Origin of the sequence: Streptomyces sp. NPDC050145, assembly GCF_044460245.1 — a bacterium.
In the GTDB taxonomy this organism is placed as follows: domain Bacteria; phylum Actinomycetota; class Actinomycetes; order Streptomycetales; family Streptomycetaceae; genus Streptomyces.
Genome location: NZ_JBITJS010000005.1, coordinates 326,960 through 350,499 on the forward strand (window position 1 = coordinate 326,960; position 23,540 = coordinate 350,499).

The 23,540-nt window shown below is 72.8% G+C and carries 20 protein-coding genes and 1 pseudogene; 5 read left to right on the forward strand and 16 right to left on the reverse strand.

Translation table 11 applies throughout. From position 1 onward, the window contains the following. Positions 1-161: 161 nt before the first annotated feature. The gene (locus ACIBTU_RS12955; protein ID WP_399126101.1) at positions 162-1,025 is read left to right on the forward strand and encodes a helix-turn-helix transcriptional regulator; all 864 of its coding nucleotides are present in this window, start codon (positions 162-164) and stop codon (positions 1,023-1,025) included. Here ACIBTU_RS12955 and era read toward each other — a convergent pair. Continuing rightward, positions 1,022-1,972: a GTPase Era gene (gene era / locus ACIBTU_RS12960; RefSeq protein ID WP_399126102.1), complete on the reverse strand. Its 951-nt coding sequence runs from the start codon at positions 1,970-1,972 to the stop codon at positions 1,022-1,024. The genes ACIBTU_RS12955 and era overlap by 4 nt on opposite strands. Positions 1,973-2,092: 120 nt before the next feature. Here era and ACIBTU_RS12965 point away from each other — a divergent pair, with 120 nt between their 5' ends. Together ACIBTU_RS12965 and ACIBTU_RS12970 are read left to right on the forward strand one after the other, a co-directional pair. Continuing rightward, positions 2,093-3,421 carry an ammonium transporter gene (locus tag ACIBTU_RS12965; RefSeq protein ID WP_399126103.1) on the forward strand — a complete coding sequence of 443 codons (1,329 nt, stop codon included), beginning with the start codon at positions 2,093-2,095 and terminating at the stop codon, positions 3,419-3,421. Beyond that, positions 3,418-3,756: a P-II family nitrogen regulator gene (locus ACIBTU_RS12970; RefSeq protein WP_399126104.1), complete on the forward strand. Its 339-nt coding sequence runs from the start codon at positions 3,418-3,420 to the stop codon at positions 3,754-3,756. The genes ACIBTU_RS12965 and ACIBTU_RS12970 overlap by 4 nt, the downstream gene beginning before the upstream one ends. A gap of 31 nt (positions 3,757-3,787) precedes the next feature. On the opposite strand, the pseudogene ACIBTU_RS12975 reads toward ACIBTU_RS12970, so the two are convergent. The 5 genes and pseudogenes from ACIBTU_RS12975 to ACIBTU_RS12995 all read right to left on the reverse strand — a co-directional run. Then, positions 3,788-4,087: pseudogene (locus tag ACIBTU_RS12975) on the reverse strand (transglycosylase family protein); the annotation flags it as partial. Positions 4,088-4,442: 355 nt separating this feature from the next. Beyond that, entirely contained in the window at positions 4,443-5,396 is a 954-nt protein-coding gene (locus tag ACIBTU_RS12980; RefSeq protein WP_399126105.1) for a WxL protein peptidoglycan domain-containing protein, read from the reverse strand. 142 nt (positions 5,397-5,538) lie between these two features. Beyond that, positions 5,539-6,873 (reverse strand): beta-xylosidase, encoded by a 1,335-nt coding sequence (locus tag ACIBTU_RS12985; RefSeq protein WP_399126106.1) that lies wholly within the window; start codon positions 6,871-6,873, stop codon positions 5,539-5,541. 214 nt (positions 6,874-7,087) lie between these two features. Beyond that, the gene (locus ACIBTU_RS12990; protein ID WP_399126107.1) at positions 7,088-7,441 is read right to left on the reverse strand and encodes a cytidine deaminase; all 354 of its coding nucleotides are present in this window, start codon (positions 7,439-7,441) and stop codon (positions 7,088-7,090) included. Between the two features lie 30 nt (positions 7,442-7,471). Beyond that, positions 7,472-8,389 (reverse strand): SDR family NAD(P)-dependent oxidoreductase, encoded by a 918-nt coding sequence (locus tag ACIBTU_RS12995; protein WP_399126108.1) that lies wholly within the window; start codon positions 8,387-8,389, stop codon positions 7,472-7,474. 135 nt (positions 8,390-8,524) lie between these two features. On the opposite strand from ACIBTU_RS12995, the gene ACIBTU_RS13000 reads away from it, so the two are divergent. Next, positions 8,525-10,987, forward strand: coding sequence for an AAA family ATPase (locus ACIBTU_RS13000; RefSeq protein WP_399126109.1), 2,463 nt, complete (start codon positions 8,525-8,527; stop codon positions 10,985-10,987). A 5-nt stretch (positions 10,988-10,992) separates the two neighbouring features. Here ACIBTU_RS13000 and ACIBTU_RS13005 read toward each other — a convergent pair whose 3' ends face one another. From ACIBTU_RS13005 to ACIBTU_RS13025, 5 genes are all read right to left on the reverse strand, one after another. Further along, positions 10,993-11,346, reverse strand: a complete 354-nt coding sequence (locus ACIBTU_RS13005; RefSeq protein WP_399126110.1) for an MmcQ/YjbR family DNA-binding protein — start codon at positions 11,344-11,346, stop codon at positions 10,993-10,995. After that, positions 11,343-12,623 carry a hemolysin family protein gene (locus ACIBTU_RS13010; protein WP_399126111.1) on the reverse strand — a complete coding sequence of 427 codons (1,281 nt, stop codon included), beginning with the start codon at positions 12,621-12,623 and terminating at the stop codon, positions 11,343-11,345. The genes ACIBTU_RS13005 and ACIBTU_RS13010 overlap by 4 nt, the downstream gene beginning before the upstream one ends. Then, positions 12,620-13,117: an rRNA maturation RNase YbeY gene (ybeY, locus tag ACIBTU_RS13015; RefSeq protein WP_399126112.1), complete on the reverse strand. Its 498-nt coding sequence runs from the start codon at positions 13,115-13,117 to the stop codon at positions 12,620-12,622. Before ybeY ends, ACIBTU_RS13010 begins: the two co-directional genes overlap by 4 nt. Before the next feature lie 12 nt (positions 13,118-13,129). Beyond that, the gene (locus ACIBTU_RS13020; RefSeq protein WP_399126113.1) at positions 13,130-14,140 is read right to left on the reverse strand and encodes a PhoH family protein; all 1,011 of its coding nucleotides are present in this window, start codon (positions 14,138-14,140) and stop codon (positions 13,130-13,132) included. Positions 14,141-14,272: 132 nt separating this feature from the next. Continuing rightward, complete coding sequence (locus ACIBTU_RS13025; protein WP_399126115.1) at positions 14,273-15,406, reverse strand: carbohydrate kinase family protein; 1,134 nt, start codon at positions 15,404-15,406, stop codon at positions 14,273-14,275. Between the two features lie 294 nt (positions 15,407-15,700). Here ACIBTU_RS13025 and ACIBTU_RS13030 point away from each other — a divergent pair, with 294 nt between their 5' ends. Then, positions 15,701-17,017, forward strand: a complete 1,317-nt coding sequence (locus ACIBTU_RS13030; RefSeq protein ID WP_399126116.1) for an MFS transporter — start codon at positions 15,701-15,703, stop codon at positions 17,015-17,017. A 7-nt stretch (positions 17,018-17,024) separates the two neighbouring features. Here the strand turns inward: ACIBTU_RS13030 and ACIBTU_RS13035 are convergent, their stop codons facing one another. From ACIBTU_RS13035 to ACIBTU_RS13055, 5 genes are all read right to left on the reverse strand, one after another. Next, positions 17,025-18,041 carry an adenosine deaminase gene (locus ACIBTU_RS13035; RefSeq protein ID WP_399126118.1) on the reverse strand — a complete coding sequence of 339 codons (1,017 nt, stop codon included), beginning with the start codon at positions 18,039-18,041 and terminating at the stop codon, positions 17,025-17,027. Between the two features lie 41 nt (positions 18,042-18,082). After that, positions 18,083-18,991, reverse strand: a complete 909-nt coding sequence (locus tag ACIBTU_RS13040; RefSeq protein ID WP_399126120.1) for a ribonuclease Z — start codon at positions 18,989-18,991, stop codon at positions 18,083-18,085. A gap of 6 nt (positions 18,992-18,997) precedes the next feature. Then, positions 18,998-19,351, reverse strand: coding sequence for a histidine triad nucleotide-binding protein (locus ACIBTU_RS13045; protein ID WP_188339012.1), 354 nt, complete (start codon positions 19,349-19,351; stop codon positions 18,998-19,000). 260 nt (positions 19,352-19,611) lie between these two features. After that, entirely contained in the window at positions 19,612-22,854 is a 3,243-nt protein-coding gene (locus ACIBTU_RS13050; protein ID WP_399126121.1) for a S41 family peptidase, read from the reverse strand. Positions 22,855-22,918: 64 nt separating this feature from the next. Beyond that, positions 22,919-23,311 carry a VOC family protein gene (locus tag ACIBTU_RS13055; protein WP_399126122.1) on the reverse strand — a complete coding sequence of 131 codons (393 nt, stop codon included), beginning with the start codon at positions 23,309-23,311 and terminating at the stop codon, positions 22,919-22,921. Positions 23,312-23,540: the final 229 nt, after the last annotated feature.

A 23,540-nucleotide genomic window follows, 5' to 3' on the forward strand; every position in this document is an offset into this window, starting at 1 on the left:
CGCCTCCTCGTTCTCGTAGCCGAAGTGGCCGTACCTGCCGTACCTGCCGTACCGGCCACGGCTGAAGCCTCCGCCCGTCGGCGACCCGGCGGGAGAGACGCGGTTATCCAGGGACCGGTACTCCCTGGATACGGACCCGGCGGCGAGCCATGCTGAGAAGCGTGAACCGTGTCGAACTCGCCGACTTCCTGCGCCGCTGCCGCAGCCGACTGAACCCGTCGGACGTGGGCCTGCCCACGGGCCCCCGGCGCCGCACCCCGGGCCTGCGCCGCGAGGAGGTGGCGCAGCTCGCCGGGATGTCCGCGGACTACTACACGCGGCTCGAGCAGCGCCGCGGCTCGCACCCCTCGCGCCAGATGCTCACGGCGCTGGCCCGCGCGCTGCGTCTGACGGACGCCGAGCGGGACCATCTGTTCCATCTGGCCGGCGAGGAGCCACCGCGGCCCGGCACCTCCTCGGGACACGTCCGCCCGGGGCTGCTGCTGATCCTGGACCGGCTGCACGACCTGCCGGCGACGGTGTTCGGCGACTGGGGCGAGGTGCTCGCGCAGAACGCGATGTCGATGGCCCTGACCGGCGACCACGTGGGCACGAACATGATCCGCCGCTGGTTCACGGACCCGGCGACCCGCGCCCTGTTCCCCGCCGACCAGCACGAGGCGCTCGGCCGCGCCCACGTGGCGGGCCTGCGGGCGGTCGCCGCGGCCCGCCCGGACGACCCGGGCCCGGCCGCACTCGTCCGCGAACTACGGTCCGTGTCAAGGGAGTTCGAGGAGCTGTGGGCGGCGCACGACGTGGTCGTGGAGCGGCCGTCGCCGAAGCGGTTCGTGCACCCGGTCGTCGGCGTGCTCGACCTGGACTGCGAGGTGCTGCTTGGCGCCGGCCACGACCAGCAGCTCGTCGTGCACTCGGCGCGGCCGGGCACCCCGGCGCACGAGCGGCTGGAGCTGCTGCGGGTGATCGGGCTCCAGGACCTGGCCCCGAGCCCGACCGCGTACGAGAACGAGCACCAGGGCCGGGACTAGAAGCCGAGCTTGCGGAGCTGGCGGGGGTCGCGCTGCCAGTCCTTGGCGACCTTCACATGCAGGTCGAGGTAGACCGGCGTGCCGAGGAGCGCCTCGATCTGCTTGCGGGACTTGATGCCGACGTCCTTGAGGCGCTTGCCCTTGGGGCCGATGATGATGCCCTTCTGGCTGGGCCGCTCGATGTAGACGAAGGCGTGGATGTCGAGGAGCGGCTTGTCGGCGGGGCGGTCCTCGCGCGGCAGCATCTCCTCGACGACGACGGCGATGGAGTGCGGCAGCTCGTCGCGGACGCCTTCGAGCGCGGCCTCGCGGATCAGCTCGGCGACCATGACCTGCTCGGGCTCGTCGGTGAGGTCGCCCTCCGGGTAGAGCGCGGGGCCCTCGGGCAGCAGCGGCACGATGAGGTCGGCGAGCAGGCCGACCTGCTTGTCGCCGACGGCGGAGACCGGGATGATCTCGGCCCACTCGAAGCCGAGCTCCTTGCCGAGCTGGTCGATGGCGATGAGCTGCTCGGCGAGCTGCTTGCTGTCGACGAGGTCGGTCTTGGTGACGATCGCGATCTTCGGCGTCTTCTTGATCGACGCGAGTTCCTTGGCGATGAACCGGTCGCCGGGGCCGAGCTTCTCGTTCGCGGGCAGGCAGAAGCCGATGACGTCGACCTCGGCCCAGGTGGTGCGCACCACGTCGTTGAGCCGCTCGCCGAGCAGGGTGCGCGGCTTGTGGAGCCCGGGGGTGTCGACCAGGATCAGCTGCGCGTCCTCACGGTGCACGATGCCGCGCACGGTGTGCCGCGTGGTCTGCGGCTGGTCGGCGGTGATCGCGACCTTCTTGCCGACCAGAGCGTTCGTGAGAGTGGACTTGCCCGCGTTGGGGCGTCCGACGAAGCAGGCGAAGCCGGCGCGGTGGGCAGGTCCGGCAGCGGGGGTGTGAACGCTCATGGCGCCCATTGTCCCTGATCCGCGAAGCCGTGCGGCACCGTGAGGGCCTTGTAACACCGGGGTGACACGAAACACGGCGGAAACCCCGGGGTGCGGCAACGGAAACGCGGGCCCGTGACGCTGGCCCGCATGCCTCCCACGACCCCTCCCCTCGCCGCCCCGGCCGCCGCCGCCCTCGACACGGGTGACACGGCCTGGCTGCTCGCCGCCACCGCGCTCGTCCTGCTGATGACCCCGGGCCTGGCCCTCTTCTACGGGGGCATGGTCCGTACGAAGAGCGTGCTCAACATGCTGATGATGAGCTTCGTGTCGATCGCCCTGGTGACGGTGGTGTGGCTGGTGGCGGGCTATTCGCTGGCCTTCGGCGACGATGCGTTCGCGGGCCTGATCGGGGATCTCGGGCACGCGGGCATGGCGGGCGTGGGCCCGGACGACGTGACCGGCACCGTCCCCACCTTCCTCTTCACCACGTTCCAGCTGACCTTCGCGATCCTGACGGCGGCGCTGATCAGCGGCGCGGTCGCGGACCGTACGCGGTTCGGGGCGTGGCTGGTCTTCGTGCCGGTGTGGGCGCTGCTCGTATACGTCCCGGTCGCGCACTGGGTGTGGGGGCCGGGCGGCTGGATCGCGCACCACCTGGGCGCGCTGGACTTCGCGGGCGGCCTGGTCGTCGAGATCGCGTCGGGCGCGTCGGGGCTCGCGCTGTGTCTGGTGCTCGGGCCGCGGCTCGGGTTCAAGAAGGACGCGATGCGCCCGCACAATCTGCCGATGGTGATCCTGGGCGCGGGCCTGCTGTGGTTCGGCTGGCTCGGTTTCAACGGCGGCTCGGCGCTCGGTGCGAACGGGCTGGCCGCGGCGTCCCTGTTCAACACGCTGATCGCGGGCTGCACGGGACTGCTCGGCTGGCTGTTCGTGGAGCAGCGGCGGGACGGGCATCCGACGACGTTCGGCGCCGCGTCGGGCGCGGTCGCGGGGCTCGTCGCGATCACCCCGGCGTGCGGGGTCGTGGGGGTGCTGGGCGCGGCCGTGGTCGGGCTCGTGGCCGGCGTCGTGTGCTCGTACGCGGTCGCCTGGAAGTTCCGCTTCGACTACGACGACTCGCTGGACGTGGTCGGCGTGCACTTCGTGGGCGGGGTGGTCGGCACGATTCTGATCGGTCTGTTCGCCACGTCGGCGATGACCGGCTCGGCGGACAAGGAGGGGCTGCTGTACGGCGGCGGGTTCGGCCAGCTGGGCAAGCAGCTGCTCGCGGTGCTGGTCGTGGCGGCGTACACGTTCCTGGTGACGTACGGGATCGGGAAGGCGATCGACCGGCTGATGGGCTTCCGGGCCGGCGAGGAGGAAGAGCGCACGGGCCTGGACCAGACGGCGCACGCGGAGACTGCGTACGATCACGGCGTCCTCGGGCACGGTGCCCCGCAGGGCAGCACTCCTGTCGCCGGAAGGGTCACGTCATGAAGCTGATCACCGCGGTCGTGAAGCCGTATCGCCTCGACGAGGTGAAGACGGCGCTGCAGGAGCTGGGTGTGCACGGTCTGACGGTGACCGAGGCCAGCGGGTACGGGCGCCAGCGGGGTCACACGGAGGTGTACCGGGGCGCCGAGTACCGGGTGGATCTGGTGCCGAAGGTGCGCATCGAGGTGGTCGTCGCGGACGACGACGCGGAGCCCGTGATGGAAGCGGTCGTGCGGGCGGCGCGCACCGGGAAGATCGGCGACGGCAAGGTCTGGGCCGTGCCCGTCGACACCGTGGTGCGGGTGCGGACGGGCGAACGGGGCCCCGACGCCGTCTGAGTCAGTTACTGACTGGTGGTGGTGCGGCTCAGAGCTTGGCGCCGCAGACGGGCCAGGCACCCTTGCCCTGCGAGGCGAGCACCTTGTTGGCGACGGCGATCTGCTCGCCCTTGCTGGCCTGGTGTGCGGCCGGGGCGTACTGGGTGCCGCCGTACGCGGCCCAGGTGGACGGCGTGAACTGCAGGCCGCCGGAGAAGCCGTTGCCGGTGTTCGCCGACCAGTTGCCGGTCGACTCGCACTGCGCGACGGCGTCCCAGCCGGAGGCGGCGGGCGCGGCGGAGGCGCTGCCGGTGCCGGCGAAGACGGCGGTGCCGACGGCCCCGGCGAGCACGGCTCCGGCGGCGAAGCGACGGGCGCGGTGGGTGCGGGCGGCGGTACGGGCGAAGCTGAACACGTAAGAAACCTTTGTTCGGGGTCGGGGGTGTCGCCGCGCCCCCTGTGACGGGGGCGCTGCCGGAACCTCTCGGTGCCTGGCGACTGCTCCACCATGGCGTGCGGCGCGGCTCGTTTTTCGGGTCCCCGGTCCCACCGAACGGGACTTTGGTCCTTTCTTCGGTCCCCATAAGTACCGGGACCAAAGTCCCTTGCACGCCTTAAACACGCTGTTTTGTCCGATTCGCCCGAGGGGTCTTCCGGCCCCGCCCCAGCCCGGCGTGAGGACGCTCACGTAAGCCCCTGATCTGGGCTTATATGTGACCTGCGCCTCTCCGGGACCGCCTGGTCCGCACGGCCACGGTGACCCCGGTCACGAGAATCGCGGCGACGGCGAGCACGAACACCCACGGAAGCGCCAGATACGAGACGCTCGCCGACTCCCGGGTCTCGCGGGCGCTCGCCGTGAGCGTGATGTCGCCCCGGTCGAACTGCGGGGCCCCGTTCCAGCGCGCGGTCAGCCGGACCCGCTGCCCGGGCAGCAGCTCGGCGGGCGTCCCGGACAGCGAGCGGGCCAGCAGCGTGCGCCCGAAGAGTCCACTGGCGTGCAGCCGCACGGACGGGTCGAGGGTGACGTTGCCGCGGTTGCGCAGGGTGTACGAGATGACGGCGGTGCTCGGCCCGGTGCCCGGCACCATGGGCCGGCTGTGCTCGACCTTCACCCGCTCCACGCTGATCGCGGGCATCGTCGGGCCGCTGATCCGCAGGTAGACGCGGGCGGCGACGGCGCGCTGCACGCCCAGGGCGAGGGAGCCGTCGCCCCGGTCGATCCGCTCGTCGAGGGCGACGATGGCGCCGGGGTGGTCGCCGGGTTCGGCGCGCTCGGGCACCTTGATCGTGATCGGCACGGTGACGCGGCCGCGGGGCGGGACGGTGACGCGGGTGCGGGCGGGGCGGGCCCAGACGCCGACGCCCCGCTGCTTCTCCTTCCGCGTCCGCACGGCGAAGCCGCCGTCGCGCGCGGTGTTGTAGGCGTCGGCCGCGTACAGCCGGAAGGTCATGGGGCGCGCCGTCTTGTTGGCGACGACGACCCGGTCGCGGACGGTGTCGCCGGGGTCGGCCGAGAGGTGGAAGTAGGGGCGCCGGGCGAGCTCGGTGGCGTAGGGGAAGACGGACCAGCTGCCGTTGTCGGCGGCCTGGGCGGGCGCGCCGCTCAGCAGGAAGCAGAGGAGCAGCAGAAGCAGGACGGCACGGGACGGCTTGCGCATCGGTGCGGGACCCCCGGGGCGGGCGGCGAAGGCGGAGGGAAACGAAAACAGGAGAAGAGGGAAGACAGGAGAAGAAAGGAGGGGAACGGCGATGCCGGGCGGGTGCGCGCCCGGCTCGCTCACGGCTCGTCCGGGTCGGGACTCAGGCGAGGGTGAGGGTGAGGACGCCCGCGTACGATCCGGGCGCCGTGAACTGCGGCACGTTCAGCGAGAGCCCGGCGTCGACCGTGAACTCACCGCCGGTGGCGGCGGCGTCCGGCGTCGACGCGAGGGTGGCGCCCGCGGATCCGACGGCCCCGGCGGATCCGGCCTTGCAGGTGCTCGGGCTGCCCGCCTTGGTGGCGCACTTCGGGGTCCAGCTCAGCTTGTCGCCGCCGATGGAGGCTCCGCCGGGCCCGGTGAAGTCGGTGACCTTGCCGGTCAGGGACCAGCCCGCGGGGCCGCTGCGGAAGTCCTTGACGGTCACCGTCTGCAGGTCGCCCTTGGCGGCGCCGCCCTGCCCGTAGTCGACGGCACCGAGTTCGACGGTGTCACCGGCCTGGGTCATCGACAGCGTGCCCGCCTTCACGGACGCCTTGATCTTCTGGCTGCCCGGCGGCACCGGACTGTCGTCGATGACGACGTACGCCGCTGGCCCCGCGCCCTTGTCGTCGCTCCAGGCAGCCCCCTCGTAGGCGACGACCCCGGTGGTCGTCTTGTCGTTGACGGTCAGGGAGCCGCTGAAGGAGCCCTGGGCGTCGGCGGTGACGGTGGCGGTGTCGCCGGTCTGCGCGGCACCGGCGCGGCCGGCCAGCGTGACGGAGGCACCCGGGGTGAACTTGCTGCCGGAGACGGTGACCGCGTCACCCGGCTTCCCGGAGGCGCCGCCCAGCTGGATGGTCCGCGGGTTGGTGGTGCCGCCGCCGTCCGTGGCGTTCACGGTCTCGGAGACGGGCGCGGGCCCGTTCGTCACCGTGCACGGGGTGTCCAGCTCCATGATGTAGCTGGTGTGGATGTTGTAGTCGCCGGGCGACAGGTTGATCGCGCCCGGCGACGTGACCGTGAACGTGCCGGTCATGGAGAAGGACGGGAAGGCGCCCTTGCCGGGCACCGGGTCGTTCTTCTTCGGCCCGGCGACGGTGATCTCCCCGCCCTGCGCGCCACCGAGGACGACCTTGCCGGTCGGCGTCATGATGTCGGCGGGCAGCGCGAGGTCCACCGGATTGCTGGCGGCGGGCTTGACCACGGTGTACGTCACGGTGACGGTGTCGCCGACCTTGGGGGCGGCGTTGTCGACATCGATCCGGGCCGAGGTGGTGCCGTCGATCGGCGGGATGCCGGCGATGGCGGGCGGGATGCAGTGCGTGGCGAAGTCCACGTCGGTGGACTGGGCCGCGGCACTGGCCGGCGCGGCGAGCGTGCCGCCCGCGGTGACCGCGAGCGCGGCGGCCCCGAGCAGCGCGGCCCAGCCGCGGCGTCTTCGACTGGTGGAACCCATGGACGTCCCCTCCTGATGGGTGTGGGCGCGGCGGATCCGGTGCCGGTTCCGCGCCGACTGCGCACATTGACATGTGGGTTGTGTGAAAAGTCAATGGAGCCGAACCGCATCAGCTGATGGGCCATCAGATGATGGCAAGTTCCCTGGCACACCTGTCAGTCGAGCAACAAAAAGCGGCCCGTGCCTCAGCACGGACCGCTCGAATTCCCGCCGCTCAGCCGGCGGTGACGGACGCCTTCACGACCCCGTCGGGCCCGGCCACGAGCACCGGCGTCGCCGCCCCGCCGAGATCCGCCACGGCGGCCCGGTCCGCGTCCGCGGCGGCTTCCGCTTCGGTCACCACGGCGGCGGCCTCCAGGGACTGCGCCCCCGATGCGACGGCCATCGCGACGGCCGTCTGCAGCGCGCTGAGCTTGAGCGAGTCCAGCGCGACCGTCCCGGCCACGTACGTACGCCCCGTCTCGTCCCGCACGGCGGCCCCCTCGGGCACCCCGTTCCGGGCCCGGGCCGAACGGGCCAGCGTGACGATCTTGCGGTCCTCGGGGGAGAGGTCGTTGATCTCAGTCATGGGGTGAGCATAAAGAGCGCCGCCCGGGGCTCACACACCCGGCGGCTTCGGGAAGCCCTGCGGCCACACCTGCGGGCCGCCCGCCGTCGCGCCGCCGTCCACGGCGATCTCCGCTCCGGTCACATAGCGGAGGTCGTCCCCGGCGAGCGCGAGCACGGCGGCCGCGACGTCCTGCGCCGTGGCCATGCGGCGCAGCCCGGCGACGTTCAGCGGCCCCCACGCCTTCTTGAACGCCTCCCAGTCGGCGTCCGGCACCCCGGCCGGACGCACCAGCGGGGTGTCGGTCGTGCCGGGCCGGATCGCGTTGATCCGCACCCCCCGGTCCCCGTAGTCCATGGCGGCGGCCCGCACGATGCCCTCGACGCCGCGCTTGCTCGCCGCGTACGCCGCGTGTCCGGGCCTGACCCGTTCCGCGCCCGCCGAGGACGTGCACACGATGACGCCGCCGCCGCGCCGCAGCAGATGCGGGATCTCGTTCTTCACGCCGAGGAAGACGCCCCGCTCGTTCGTGGCGAGGAGGTCGTCCCACTCGGCGACGGTCATCTCGTGCAGGACCTTGGACGTCTCGATCCCGGCGTTGTTGAAGGCGATGTCGAGCCCGCCGTAGCGCCGGGCGATCCCGTCGACGAACGCCTCGACCTGCTCGGCCTCCCGGACGTCGGCGTGCAGGTACGTGGCCTCGCCGCCCGCCTGCCGGATCTCCCGCTCCACCTCCCGGCCCAGCTCGCGCCGGCGCCCGCAGAAACCGACCCTGGCGCCCTCGGCGGCGAACGCCTTCGCGGTGGCCCGGCCGATGCCGGACGTCGCTCCGGTGACGAGGACGACCTTCCCGGCGAACCTGCGGGCGGGCGCGTCCGCCGCCCCCGCCCGGGGCGCGGCGGCGACCGTCGCGGCGGCGGCGACGGCGCCGGAGAGCGCGGCACGGCGGCTGAACGAACTCGCGGGCATGGGGAACTCCATCTCTCCGGAAACCTCCGGACCTTGTTTTCGGGACGGACCTTCTCGTCTGGACGCCTCCGACTCTCGGCCACCCCGCCCCCACCGGGCATCCGTCACTTCGACCGGTCCGGTTAGCCTCAAGAGGTGCAGAGGAAACGGGAGTTGTACGGACGTCAGCGCGAACGGGCCCTGCTGCACGCGCTGGTCACCGACGCGCAGGCCGGTCCGGTCCTGCTGCTGCGCGGCGACGTGGGCACCGGGAAGACCGCCCTGCTCGACGACGCCGTGGCCCACGCCCGAGTCCACCGGCCCGGCACCATCGTGCTGCGCTGCGCGGGCGGCGAACCGGACGCCGCGCTCCCCTTCAGCGGCCTCCTGGACCTCCTGACCCCGGTCCTGGACCGCACGGAGCGTCTCCCCGACTTCCAGCGCAGGGCCCTCACCGAAGCCCTGGGCCTGTGCCCGCCCACCGCGCAGACCGGCGAACTCACGGTCCGCACCGCGCTGCGCACCCTCCTCGCCGCTCTCCCCGCCCCGGTGCTGCTCGTCGCGGACGACGTCCCGGACCTCGACCCGGCGACCCGCGCCGCGCTCCTGTTCCTCGCCCGCCGCCCGGTCCCCGGCACCGCCGTCCTCCTGGCCGCCCGCACGGGCCCCGAGCGGCACGACCTGCCCACCCTGGACCTCACCGGGATCGACGCGGACGCCGCCCGCGCCCTGCTCGACGCGCGCGGGGTACGCGGCGCGCACACGGCGGCCCTGATCACGGCGGCCGAGGGCAATCCGCTCGCCCTGACCGAACTCCCCGAGCCCGGCCCGGCGCCCCTGCCCGCCCGGCTGCGCTCGGCCTTCGCGGACCGCGCCCGCGCCCTGCCGGAGCAGACCCGGACCCTGCTGCTCACCGCCGCCGCCGAGAGCCGGGGCGCGACCGCCTCCGTCCTCGCTGCGGCCCGTCACCTCAAGCTCCCCGCGACGGCACTGGCCGACGCCGAGACCGCCGGCCTCCTCGACGTCACGGGCCCCACCCTGCGCTTCCGCCACCCCTTGCTGCGCTCCGTCGTGTACGCCGACGCCCCGTCCGCGGAACGGGCCCGCGTCCACACGGCCCTGGCCCTCGCCCTCACCGGGCACGAGGCGCTCTGGCACCGGGCGCTGGCCGCGACGGAGCCCGACGAGGACCTGGCGGCGGCCCTGGAGCGCGACGCCGACGCGATCGCCGGGCGGGGCGGCCTCACCGCCGCCACCACGGTGCTGACCCGCGCCGCGGAACTGAGCCCGGACCCGGCGCACGGCACCCGGCGCTTCGCGTCCGCCGCCCACGCCGCCTGGAAGTCGGGCCACCCGGAGACGGCCCGCGCCCTCACGGCACGCACCGACCGGGGCTCCCCCGAACTCGCCCGGCTGGAGGGCCTGATCGCCTATTCCTCGGGCGACCAGCCGGGCGCACTGCGGCAGTTGGTCCGCGCCGCCGAGACGCACGCCGCGCACGCCCCCGCGGCCGCGGCGGCCCTGCTCTTCATGGCCTGCGACGCGGCCGAACACGCGGGCCTGGACGAGGATCTGCGCCGCACCGCCCTGCGGATCACGACCCTCGATCTGCCGCCCCGCCACCACGCGTACGGCCGCCTGCTCGCGGCCGGACCCGGCGCCCACGACGATCCCTGGGCCGTCCTGGACGCCGCCCCCGAGGAGCTGGGCACGAGCCGGGTGCACCGCTGGCTGTGGCCCCTCGCGATCACCCGCGACGCCCCGGACCCGGCGCCCGTACGGGACTTCGCCGAACGAGCGTGCGCGGAGATCGCCGCCGAGGGCGTGCAGGCCCTGCTGCCGCGCCCTCTGCTGTGGCTGGCCGACCTGGAGTGCCGTACGGGGCGGATCGCGGCGGCGGCCGAGCACGCGCAGGAGGCGTTGCGCTGCACCCGGGATCTGGACCAGCCGGTGGCACGGGCCGACGCCCTGGCGCTGCTCGCCCGGATCGCGGCCCTGCACGGGGACCCGGCCTGCCGCACCTACGCGGACGAGGCGACGGCCCTTGCCCTGCCCCTGCGCAACCGGGCCGCGCAGGCGGAGGCCTCCTGGGCCCGCGCCCTCCTGGCCCTGGCCCAGGGCGACACGGCCGAGGCGGTCGAGCACCTTCTGCCCGTCCCGGGCATCCACAGCAGGATCGCCCGCCTCAGCGCCCCGGACCTGGCGCAGGCGCGGGGAGCGGTTCCCGAAGCCGAGGCCGACGCATACGCCGCGGACCCGTTCGCCCGGGCCAGAGCCTCACTCGCCCGCGGTGAGCACCTCCGCCGGGACCGCAGGGCCACGGCGGCCCGGGAACACCTGCGTCAGGCCGCGGCCCTCTTCGAAGGCCTGGGCCTGACGGTCTGGCGGGACCGCGCCCGCGCCGAACTGCGCGCGGCGGGCGGCACGGCCCCCACCGCACTCCCGCACCTCACGTCCCAGGAGCACGAGGTGGCCCGGCTGGCGGCCCAGGGCCTGTCGAACAGGGAGATCGGCGCCCGCCTCACCATGAGTCCCCGGACGGCGGGCTACCACCTCTACAAGCTGTTCCCGAAGCTGGGCATCACGTCCCGCGCCCAACTGCGCGACCTGAACCTCTGACGGCGTCAGCGGTCGAGCTTCAGCCGCTCCGCCCGAGGCAGCCCCGCGACCACGAGGTCGTACGAGTCCTCGACGAGCTCACGCACCACCCGCTCGGGCAACTCGCCCACGCTGACGGTGTTCCAGTGCCGCTTGTTCATGTGCCACCCGGGCACGACGAGCCCCTCGTACCGGCTCCGGAGCCGGACGGCGTCCTCGGGGTCGCACTTCAGGTTGACGGTCAGCGGCTGCCCGTCCAGGTGGCTGAGGGCGAACATCTTCCCCAGCACCTTGAACACGGAGATCTCCGGCCGGAAGGGAAACTCCTCGACGGCGGCGTTGAAGGAGAGACAGAAGCCCCGCAGCTCCTCCGGAGTCACTCTGTGCCCTCCACCGGCTCACTGAGGACGGTGACGATCTTGTTCCGCCGTCCGGCCGGCGCCTCGGCGGTCAGCCGCAGCACCCGCCCGTCCGGCAGCTCGACCGTCGCGGAGGCGCCCGCGATGGGCACCCGCCCCAGGGCCTTGGCGAGCAGCCCGCCCACGGTCTCGACGTCCTCGTCGTCGAACTCCTCGAGGCCGTACAGCTCGCCGAGGTCCCCGATGTCGAGCCGCGCGGTCACCCGGAACCGGTCGTCGCCCAGCTCCTCCACGGGCGGCAGCTCACGGTCGTACTCGTCCGTGATCTCCCCGACGATCTCCTCGAGAATGTCCTCGATGGTCACGATTCCGGCCGTGCCGCCGTACTCGTCGATGACCACGGCGACGTGATTGCGCAGCTGCTGCATCTCCCGCAGCAGATCACCGGCGTTCTTCGTGTCCGGAACGAACGCGGCCGGCCTCATGGCCGTGGAGACCAGCTCGGCCTCGGCGTCCCGGGAGATGTGCGTCTTGCGCACCAGGTCCTTCAGATACACGATGCCCACCACGTCGTCCTCGCTCTCCCCGACCACGGGGATCCGCGAGAACCCGGACCGCAGCGCCAGGGTCAGCGCCTGCCGGATGGTCTTGTACCGCTCGATGACCACGAGATCGGTGCGCGGCACCATGACCTCGCGCACCAGCGTGTCCCCGAGCTCGAAGACGGAGTGCACCATGCGGCGCTCCTCGTCCTCGATGAGGGACTCCTTCTCGGCGAGGTCGACCATGGCCCGCAGCTCGGCCTCGGAGGCGAACGGTCCGCGCCGGAACCCCTTGCCGGGAGTCAGCGCGTTGCCGATCAGGATGAGCAGCGAGGGGATGGGGCCCATGATCCGGGCCAGCGGCAGCAGCACGTACGCCGCGGCCGTGGCCGTGTTGAGCGGATGCTGCCGTCCGATGGTCCGCGGGGAGACACCCACGGCCACATAGGACACCAGGACCATCACGCCGATGGCGACCAGCAGCGCCTGCCAGGTCTCGCGGAACTCCTCGAGACAGGCGTACGTCACCAGCGCCGCGGCAGCCATCTCGCAGGCGACGCGCACCAGCAGGGCGACGTTCAGATAGCGCGTCGGATCGGCCGCGACCTGGGCGAGCTTGACCCCGCCGCGCCGCCCGGACCGCACGGCCTCCTCGGCCCGGAAGCTGGAGACCCGCGCGAGCCCGGCCTCGGCGCAGGCGGCGAGCCAGGCCACGACAACCAGCGCGACAGCGCCGGCGATCAACGAGAAGCTCATGACACGGTCGGCGCCGGCGACGGCCCCGTCAGCCCCTTCTCACCGCGCCACCCGTCCACGATCGCCGCCTGGAGGCCGAACATCTCGGCCTTCTCGTCGGGCTCCTCGTGGTCGTACCCCAGCAGGTGCAGCACGCCGTGGACGGTCAGCAGCTGCAGCTCCTCGTCCATGGAGTGCCCGGTCTCGGCCTCGCGCCCCTGCCGCTCGGCGACCTCGGGACACAGCACGATGTCGCCGAGCAGGCCCTGCGGGGGCTCCTCGTCGTCCTTCATGGGCGGCCGCAGCTCGTCCATGGGGAAGGACATGACGTCCGTGGGCCCCGGCAGGTCCATCCACTGCACATGGAGCTGCTCCATGGCATCGGCGTCCACCACGATCACCGAGAGCTCGGAGAGCGGGTGGATGCGCATCCTCATCAGCGCGTAGCGGGCGATGTCGAGGATCGCCTGCTCGTCGACCTCGGTGCCTGACTCGTTGTTGACGTCGATCGACATGACGCAGTCGTTCTACTTCCCTCTGGGGCGGCCCTGGTGGGTGCCGTTCTCCGTACCGTGCTCGGTGTCGTACTTCTCGTACGCGTCGACGATACGGCCGACCAGCTTGTGCCGGACGACATCCTGCGACGACAGCCGCGAGAAGTGCACGTCGGGGACCCCCTCCAGGATCTCCTGCACCTGCCGCAGCCCGCTCTTGGTCCCACCCGGCAGGTCGACCTGAGTGACGTCACCGGTGATGACGATCTTCGACTCGAACCCGAGCCGGGTGAGGAACATCTTCATCTGCTCGGGAGAGGTGTTCTGCGCCTCGTCCAGGATGATGAAGGCGTCATTCAGGGTCCTGCCGCGCATATACGCCAGCGGCGCGACCTCGATGGTCCCGGCAGCCATCAGCCGAGGAATGGAATCGGGATCCAGCATGTCGTGCAGCGCGTCGTAGAGCGGCCGCAGATAGGGGTCGATCTTCTCGTAGAGCGTCCCGGGAAGGAATCCCAGCCGCTCACCGGCCTCCACCGCGGGCCGCGTCAGAATGATCCGGTTGACCTGCTTGCTCTGCAACGCCTGCACGGCCTTGGCCATGGCGAGATAGGTCTTGCCGGTACCGGCGGGCCCGATTCCGAAAACAATCGTGTGCTTGTCGATGGCGTCGACATATCGCTTCTGGTTGAGCGTCTTCGGCCGAATGGTCCGCCCCCGCGAAGACAGAATGTTCTGCGTCAGAACCTCCGCCGGAGTTTCCTCCCCCTCGCCCTGCAACATCGCGATAGACCGCTCTACGGCATCTTCCGTCATCGGAGCCCCCGTCCTCAGCACCAGCACCATCTCGTCGAACAGCCGCTGGATGAGCGCCACGTCCCGCGGCTCACCCACCGCACTGACCTCATTGCCCCGGACATGGATGTCGGCCTCCGGGAAGGCCCTCTCGATGACTCGCAGCAGCGCGTCACCCGAACCGAGCACCTCGACCATCGGGTGCTTCGCGGGAACGGTGAACTGCGCGCGCGTAGATGTCTGCGTCATGGGCGGGCCCAGGGGGCCGCAGTCTCCTTGTGACAGCCGTGGTCTGACGCGTTCAAGGGTACGACGCCCCCACCTCGCCGACCGAGCCGTTTTCCGGTGCCCACCAGGCGGCCGGCCTCCCTTCCCGCGCGCTCACATGGAGCGGCCGAAGCCGATGGTCGGCACGGCCCGCAGAAGCGGCCACGGCCGCACCCCGGCGGGCACCAGCGGCTCGAGAAAGGCGTACCGCTCCAGCGCCGCGGGATCCTGCGCCCCCCGCTCCTCGTACGCCTGGATCTGCCGCCACCACGCCCCGATCTCCGACCAGCCCGGCGCCGAGAGGGACCCCCCGAACTCCTGCACCGAGAGGGCCGCCGTCAGCCCCGCGAAGGCCAGCCGGTCCGCCAGCGGCCACCCGGCCAGCGTGCTGGTGACGAACCCGGCCACGAACACGTCCCCCGCCCCGGTCGGATCCATCGCCTCGACCTCGATCGCCGGCACGGACGCGGTCTCCCCGGTCCGCCCGTCCACCGCGTAGGCGCCCTCCGCCCCCAGCGTCACCACGGCGACCGGCACATGCTCCGTCAGCGCGTGCGCGGCGGCCCGGGGACAGGACGTCCCCGTGTACCGCATGGCCTCCTCCGCGTTCGGCAGAAAGGCCTCGCACTCCGAGAGGTCCCCCAGCGCCCCCAGATCCCACCGTCCGGTGTCGTCCCATCCCACGTCGGCGAAGATCCGCGTCCCGCCCCGGGCCGCGTCCCCCACCCAGGGCGCGGAGACCCCGGGCACCAGTGAGGCCACGGCCGCCCGGGCGGGCGGCGGGCACCGGGGCGCGGGCTCCTCCGGCGGCGGCTCGTGCCCGTGGCTGACCATGGTCCGCTCGCCCTCGTACGCCATGGAGACGGTGACCGGCGAGTGCCAGCCCGGGACGGTCCGGGAGAGCCCGAGGTCGATGCCCTCGCCGCGCTCCAGCGTGTCCCAGCAGTACTCGCCGTAGTGGTCGTCCCCGAAGGCCGCCGCCAGCGAGGTCCGCAGGCCGAGCCGCGCCAGCGCGGTGGCCATGTTGGCGACGCCTCCGGGGCTGGAGCCCATGCCGCGGGCCCAGGACTCGGTGCCGCGCACGGGCGCGCTGTCGAGCCCGGTGAACACGATGTCGAGAAAGACGGTCCCCGTCAGATACACGTCGCAGGCCGGATCGCCGGACCGGCGCAGCGCGGCAAGGGGGTCGGTGCGGTCCGTTTCGGCGGGGTTCACATCACGCTCCCTGCAGGTGGTACGAGTCCGCACAGTGTGCCCGAAACACCCCCGTCCGACGGTGTCCCGACATCAACCCGTCACGAAGGACCACCCCGGGGAAAACCTCGCGGCTACCCGACCCCGACCCAGCCAAACCAGATGTGCCTCAGCTCACACCGCCCCGCCTCCCGCGGCCCCCTTCCCGCTTGATACAAATTGGCCCGCACCCGACGTCCCCGGTCCGTCCCGTTCGCAAAGACGTCGGCGTTCACCCCCTCCCCCGGCCTTACCACCCCCTTGCCCAAAACAGCGTCCAAGGCAGGGGGCCGTTCTCCAGGATCGCCCGTGTTGTCGCGCACCCCCCGGCCCGCTCTCGTAGCCCTTTTCACGGCCGGATATCTCGCCGCCTATCTGCTGCCCACCGTCGTCGGCCGGGTGGCCGACAGCCTGGCACTGTCTCCCACCCAGGCCGGTCTCGTCGGCAGCGCGCTGCTGCTGAGCTCGGCCACCGCGGGCTTCACGCTCGCGTCCCGCGTCGAACGGATCGGCGCCCGCAGAGCGGCCCGCGCGGGCCTGCTCCTGGCCGCCGTCGGCTACGGCACGGCGGCGCTCACCGGCACCGTCCCGCTGGTCGTCGCGGGTGCGATGCTCGGCGGCTTCGGCTCGGGCACCGCGACGGCGGTGGCCGCGACAGGGATCGCCGCGCAGAAGGACCCTCACCGGGCGTCCACGCTGGGCCTGTTGAGCGTCTCGGCGCTCGCGGGAGCCCTCTACCTGACGATCCCGAGGATCAGTACGGGCCACGCGGTCCCGTTCGCGGCCCTCGCGCTGACGGCCCTCACGGTGTGGCCGGCGACGAGCCGCCTGCCGGAGCCCGCGACCCCCGACAACAGCCCCGTCCAGGCCCCGCACACGCCGCTCCCCCACGCCCGTTCGGGCATGGTCCTGGCCGCGGTGATCGTGTGCTGGTCGATGGCCCAGAACTCGCTGTGGGGCGTCAGCAGCCGCATCGGCACCGAGCAGGCGGGCCTGAGCGAGATCACGGTCGGCAGCGTGTTCGCGGTGGCGCTCGGCGCCGGACTACTCGGCGTGATCGGCGCGGGCGCGCTCGGCGCCCGGCTGGGCCGCGCCCTGCCCATCGGCCTCGGCACCGCCCTGATCGCCTGCTGCATCGCGGTCAGCGCCCGCGCGGACGGCCTGGGCACCTTCGCGACCGGCGAGATCGCCTGGAACACGCTGTACCCGGTGGTGCTCTCCTACCTGCTGGGCCTGGCCGCCTCGCTCGACCCGCGCGGCCGCTGGGCGGTCCTGGTCGGCTCGGCGTCCTCGCTGGGCACGGCGTGCGGCCCGCTCGTGGGCAGCTCGCTGTCGCAGGCGGTCGGCTTCCCGGTGATGGGCGCGGCGCTCGCCACGCTCCTCGTCCTGCTCGCGCTGCCGCTCACGGCGGTCGCGCTGCACACCGGCGGACGCCCGCTGTTCGCGGGTGCGGCACGGCGCAGCAGCGGCGCCCCGGTCGGCGCGATCGTCCCGCCGTCCGGTGTGCCCGAGCAGCCGGTGGTGGAGATCGAGATGCCGGCGGCCGTCGCGGAGGCCGCCCCGGACCTGGTCCAGGGCGACTTCACGGCGGCGGGCCCGCAGGCCCGTACGGCGGCACCGTCCTGACGGACGCTCAGAACTCGTACGCGTCGACCTCGGCGAGGTAGCGGGCCCGGCGGGCCTCGTCCTCCTCGCTGGCGTCGAGGAAGGAGGCCTCGAACGAGTTGCGGGCGAGCTCCCGCACCCGGTCGGGGTCGATCCCCAGCGCCTCGTGCACGGCGTGGAAGGTGTCCCCGACGTATCCGCCGAAGTAGGCGGGATCGTCGGAGTTGACGGTGCACAGCAGCCCGGCGTCCATCATCGCGCGCAGCGGATGGTCCTCCAGGACGTCGATCGTCCGCAGCCGTACGTTCGACAGCGGGCACAGCGTCAGCGGCACCCGGTCCCGTACCAGGCGCTCCACGAGCTTGGGGTCCTCCATGGACCGCAGCCCGTGGTCGACGCGCTCGACGCCGAGCACGTCGAGGGCCTCCCACACGTACGACGGGTCGCCCTCCTCGCCCGCGTGCGCGACCTTGCGCAGCCCGAGCTCGCCCGCCGCCGCGTACACCTCACGGAACTTGGACGCGGGGTTGCCGACCTCGGCCGAGTCGAGGCCGACGCCCACGATCCGGTCGAGATACGGCTTGGCGGCCTCCAGCGTCTCCATCGCCGACTCGGCGGACTGGTCGCGCAGGAAGCACATGATGAGCTTGGTGGAGATCCCGTGCCGCTCCTCGCTGCGCGCGAGCGCCCGCGAGAGCCCCTCCACGACGGTCCCCATCCCGACGCCGCGCGCCATGTGGGCCTGCGGGTCGAAGAAGATCTCGGCGTGCCGCACGCCCTGTTCGGCGGCGCGGGCGAGGTAGGCGTCGGCGAGATCCGCGAAGTCGTCCTCGGTGAGGAGGACGGCCATCAGCGCGTAGTACAGGTCGAGGAAGGACTGCAGATCCTCGAACAGATAGGCCTGCCGCAGCGCCTCGGTGTCGGCGTGCGGCAGGGTGACGCCGTTGCGCGCGGCGAGTTCGAAGGCCAGCTCGGGTTCGAGGGTGCCTTCGATGTGCAGGTGGAGTTCGGCCTTGGGGATGCGGGCGAGTGGTGCGAGGGACATCCGGCCATCGTACGCAGCGGCCGCCCCGGTGCCGGGACGGCTCAGCGGCGCTTGGGCACCGGCACCCGGTCGAGGTCACGGGCGACGGTCAGCTCGCCCTCGTACCCGGCGGCCCGCGCCTGCCGCTCGAACTCGCCGGGGTCGGAGTAGCGCTGGCTGAAGTGGGTGAGCACGAGATGGCGCACCCCGGCGTCGGCGGCGGCGCGGGCGGCCTGTCCGGCCGTCAGATGCCCGTGATCGACCGCGAGCCGCTCGTCCTCGTCGAGGAACGTCGACTCGATGACGAGCAGGTCGCAGCCCTCGGCGAGCTCGGAGACGCCCGCGCACATCCTTGTGTCCATCACGAAGGCGAAACGCTGCCCCCGCCGCACCTCGCTCACGTCGTCGAGGGTGATGCCGCGCAGTTCGCCGTCCCGCTGGAGCCGGCCCACGTCGGGCCCGGCGATGCCGTGCTCGGCGAGCGCCTCGGGCAGCATGCGGCGGCCATCACGCTCCACGAGCCGGTACCCGTAGGACTCGACGGGGTGCGACAGGAGGCGTGCCTCGAGCCGGTACGCGGGGGTGTCGGCGAGCACCGCGCCCTCCCCCGAGACCGGTTCCTCGGCGATGTCCACCGTCTCCCGGTACGCGGTGGAGTACCGGAGCCGGTCGAAGAACCGCTGCCCGGAGGCCGGGTAGTGGGCGGTCACCGGGTGCGGGACCCGGTCCAGGTTGATGCGCTGGATGACGCCCGCGAGGCCGAGGGAGTGGTCCCCGTGGAAGTGCGTGACGCAGATCCGGTTCAGGTCGTGCGCGGCGACTCCGGCGCGCAGCATCTGGCGCTGGGTGCCCTCTCCGGGATCGAAGAGGATGCCCTCGGCGTCCCAGCGCAGCAGGTAGCCGTTGTGGTTGCGGTGCCGCGTCGGCACCTGACTCGCGGTGCCGAGGACGACGAACTCACGTACGGACACGGTCGGTTATCCGGGGGGCCACTGGAGGCCGCGGCCACCGAGCACGTGGGCGTGCGCGTGGAACACGGTCTGGCCGGCGCCGCTGCCCGTGTTGAACACGATGCGGTGGCTGTCCAGCTTCTCCTCGACGGCGACCTCGCCGGCCTCGCGCAGCACGTCCGCGGCGATCTGGGGCTCCGCCGCGGCGAGGGAGGCGGCGTCCGGGTGGTGGACGCGCGGGATGACCAGGACGTGGGTCGGGGCCTGAGGGTTTATGTCGCGGAACGCGACGGTGGTCGGCGTCTCGCGGACGATCGTGGCGGGTACGTCCCCGGCGACGATCTTGCAGAACAGGCAGTCGGCCTGCGGTTCCCCGGTCAACTTCGGCCCCCTTCGGGTGCGGGTTGGATGGGTGCGGGTCTTCGCGGCATCGTATCTGCCGGGTCGCGGCGCGTTGCCGGGTGCGGGTCGGTGGGGGCTGGTCGCGCAGTTCCCCGCGCCCCTGAAATGCAGACGCTTCGCGTCGCATTTCCCCGACGGGTGACCGCCCGACGGAGATCGCGCACGAAGTGCGCATCTCCAGGGGCGCGGGGAACTGCGCGAGAAGCCCCACCGGGCCGCAGCCCGCGACGAGACCAGAACTAAGCAGACGCGGACGGATCCGGTAGCGCCGGCGGCCGCTTCGCCGGGTTCTCCACAAGCGCGGCAAGCGCAATCCGCACCGCCTCGTCCAACTGCGGGTCACGACCGGCCGCATGGTCCTGCGGCGCGACGACGACCTCCACGTCCGGATCGACCCCGTGGTTCTCGACGCCCCACCCGTAACCCTCCAGCCAGATCGGATACTTCGGCTGGGTCACGAGCGTCCCGTCCACCAGCCGGTACCGGCTGTCGATCCCGATGACGCCACCCCACGTACGGACCCCGACGACGGGCCCGATGCCGAGCGCCTTGATCGCCGCGTTGACGATGTCCCCGTCCGACCCGGAGAACTCGTTGGCGACGGCGACGACGGGCCCGCGCGGCGCGTCCATCGGGTACGAGAAGGCCCGGCTGCCGCGCGGCACGTCCCACCCCACGACCCGCCGCGCGAGTTTCTCGACGACGAGTTGGGAGGTGTGCCCGCCCCGGTTCTCGCGGACGTCGACGACGAGCCCGTCCCGCGCCACCTCCACGCTCAGGTCGCGGTGGATCTGCGCCCAGCCGGGGGCCTGCATGTCCGGCACGTGGAGGTAGCCGAGCCGCCCGCCCGACTTCTCGTGGACGTACGCCCGCCGGTCCGCGACCCACGCGTGGTAGCGCAGCGGTTCCTCGTCGGAGAGCGGCACGACGACGACGTGCCGGGGGTCGCCGCCGCCCGCGGGCGAGACGGTGAGCTCGACGGGCCGGTCCGCGGTGCCGACGAGCAGCGGTCCGGGCCCGGTGACGGGGTCGACGGGCCGCCCGCCGACGGCGACGACCGCGTCCCCGGCGCGTACGGCGACGCCGGGCGCGGCCAGCGGCGAGCGGGCGCGCGGGTCGGAGGTCTCGGAGGGCAGCACCCGGTCGACGCGCCAGGTGCCGTCCTCGTGCCGGGAGAGGTCGGCGCCGAGCAGCCCCTGGCGGCGCGCGGCGGAACCGGCGCCGCCGCGCGGGGTGACGTAGGCGTGGGAGGTGCCGAGTTCGCCCTGCACCTCCCAGAGCAGGTCGACGAGGTCGTCGTGGGTGGCGACACGGTCGAGGAGCGGGCGGTAACGGTCGAGGACGCCGTCCCAGTCGACACCGTTCATGTCGGCGCGCCAGAAGTTGTCCCGCATCAGGCGGCCGGTCTCCGCGTACATCTGGCGCCATTCGGCGGCCGGGTCGAGGGTCTGGGAGACCCGGGCGAGGTCGACGGTGATGTTCGTGTCGCTGTCGTCGTCGTGGGCGGGACGCCGGTCGCTGGGGACGAGTTTGAGGACCTCGCCGGTCCACAGCAGGACGCGCTTGCCGTCACCGGTGACCTCGAAGTGGTCGGCGTCGGCGCCGAGTTGCTCGAGGCGCTGCTGGGCGAGGTCGTAGCGCTCCAGGCGGGACTGGGGCGCCGGGTCGTCGCGTCCGGCGCGGGAGTCGCCGAGGACACCGGCCACCGGGTGCCGCAGCCACAGGACGCCGTCCTTGGCGGTGCGCAGCGTCGAGTAGCGGGCCGCCTCGACGGGGAACGGGACGATCCGGTCGACGAGGCCCTCCAGGTCGACGCGGGTGGCGGGCGCGCCTTCGCTGTCGGGCGTCTCGTCCTTGTCGACGGGCTCGAACGGCCGCCCGTGGCGCTGCGGTCCGAACGGGGACGGAGTCGTCGCGGCGAGCGCGATCAGGTACGGGCGGACGCCGCCGACGAAGGCCAGGTCGAAGGCGTGCTCGTCGTAGACCGGGTCGAAGGCGCGGGCGGACAGGAACGCCAGGTGCTTGCCGTCGAGGGTGAACGCGGGCGAGAAGTCCCGGAAGCGCAGCGGGGTCGCCTCGGTGACGGCGAGGTCGGTGGCGTTGGCCAGCTTCAACTGGCGCAGGTCGTGCGGCCCGGGGTGCGACCAAGCGAGCCAGGCCGAGTCGGGGGAGAACGTGAGCCCGCTCGCGTGCCCGTCCTCGCTGCGGTCCACCTCCCGTACGTCGCCGCTGTCCCGCTCGACGAGGAGGACGCGGCCGTCGTGCGCGGCGACGGCGAGGCGGCCCCCGTCGGGCGACACGGTCAGCGCGAGAACACGGCCGAGGCGTCCGGCGCCGATCCGGCGCGGGGTGGCGCCGGGTGCGGCGCCGGTGGCGGGCGTGAACTCCAGGGCGTCGTCGCCCTCGGCGTCCGTCACCCACACGACGTGCTCCTCGCCGTCGACGCGGAATGTGTGTGGCAGCCGGGTGCGCACGCCGGGTGTCGCGGCGAGCGCGCGGGCGGGTCCGGAGCGGTGGGTGACCCAGTGGACGGCTCCGCGCACGGCGACGGCGCTGCCGCGTCCGGTGTGGTCGGGCGAGGCGTCGCCGAACCAGTGGGCGGCGTCCACGGGGCGCGGCTGGAGGTCGGTGCGCTGGCCGCCGAGCCGGATGTCGATACGGCGGGGCTCGGTGTTCGCGTCGAGGTCGTCGAGGCTGTCGAGGAGCCAGAGTTCGCCGCCGCTCGCGTAGGTGACGTGGTGGCCGTCGGTGCTCGCGTGCCGGGCGTAGAAGCCGTCGAGCGGGGTGTGCCGGCGCAGGTCGGAGCCGTCGGGCAGGGAGGAGTACACGGCGCCGACGCCCTCGTGGTCGCTGAGGAACGCGACGCGCTCCCCGACCCACATCGGGCATTCGATGTTCCCGTCCAGCTCCTGGTGCAGGCGCTCGAACTCCGTTGCGCCGTCGGTGACTTCAGCGGGCCGGTCGATCCACAGCTTGCCGGCCGTGCCGCCCCGGTACCGCTTCCACCAGGCGGCCTCGCGGCCCATCGGAGCGGACAGCAGGAGCGCCCGCCCGTCGGGCCCGTGCGCGACGCCGCCGACCGGGCCGTAGGGCAGGGTCTCGGCGGGGCCGCCGTCGAGCGGGACGGCCCGGGCCCAGCTGCGGCGCAGCGAGGCCTGACCGTGCGTGGTGACGGCGAGGACGCGCCCGTCGGGGGTCCAGCCGCGCACCGAGGTGGTCCAACTCCCCCAGTGCGTCAGCCGTTTGGCCGGTCCGCCGTCGACCGGGGCGATGTGCACCTCGGGGGCGCCGTCGCGCCGCGAGGTCCAGGCGACGGTGGTGCCGTCGGGCGACAGGCGGGGGTGGTTCACCGGCACGTTGTCGGCGCTGACCCGCCAGGCGCGGCCGCCGTCGAGGGGCGCGGCCCACACGTCGTCCTCGGCGGTGAAGACCACCAACTCGCCGTGCGGGTGCGGGAACCGGAGGTAGGCAGGATTCGTCACCCCGCCCACCCTAAATTTGCGCTCCGGCCCCGTCAGCCCGTTCTGATCACTTGGCCGGGAAGCGTCAGCCGCGCAGCAGGAGCCACTCCTGGAGCTCCACGATGTTGTCCTCGGGGTCCTTGAGGTGGGCGACGCGCATCCGTTCGGTCATGGGCGCGGGCCCGTGCACGAGGACGCCGCCGCGTCCGGTGACCTGTTCGCAGTACGAGTCGAGGTCGTCGACGCGGAGCACCACGAGCGAGCGGTGGCCCGTCGCCGACTCGCCCAGCTCACCGAGGACTTCGGCCATCATGGCCCGGTCCTGCAACGCGATCCCCGCGCCCCCGCCCGCGGGCGAGAACTTCTCGTAGGGCCCTTGCTCCGAGCCGGCCTGCGGCTTGAGCCCCAGCACATCGGCGTAGAACCGATAACAAGCACCGAAATCGGAAACCAGCAACCGCACCTGGGCAAGTTCCATGCCCTCATTTTACGTCGAACATGTGATGGAGGCGCTGGAATTGACCAGCGGCCCTGGGGCGCACGAAGTGTGCCTTCAGGGGCGCGGGGCTGTACCCGTCAGCGGCACCGTCGCGGGGCGCGACCAGCGGCCCTGGGGCGCACGAAGTGTGCCTACAGGGGCGCGGGGAACTGCGCGAGAAGCCCCACCGGGCCGCACCCGGCAACGCATCACGAGCCATCAACGGCGC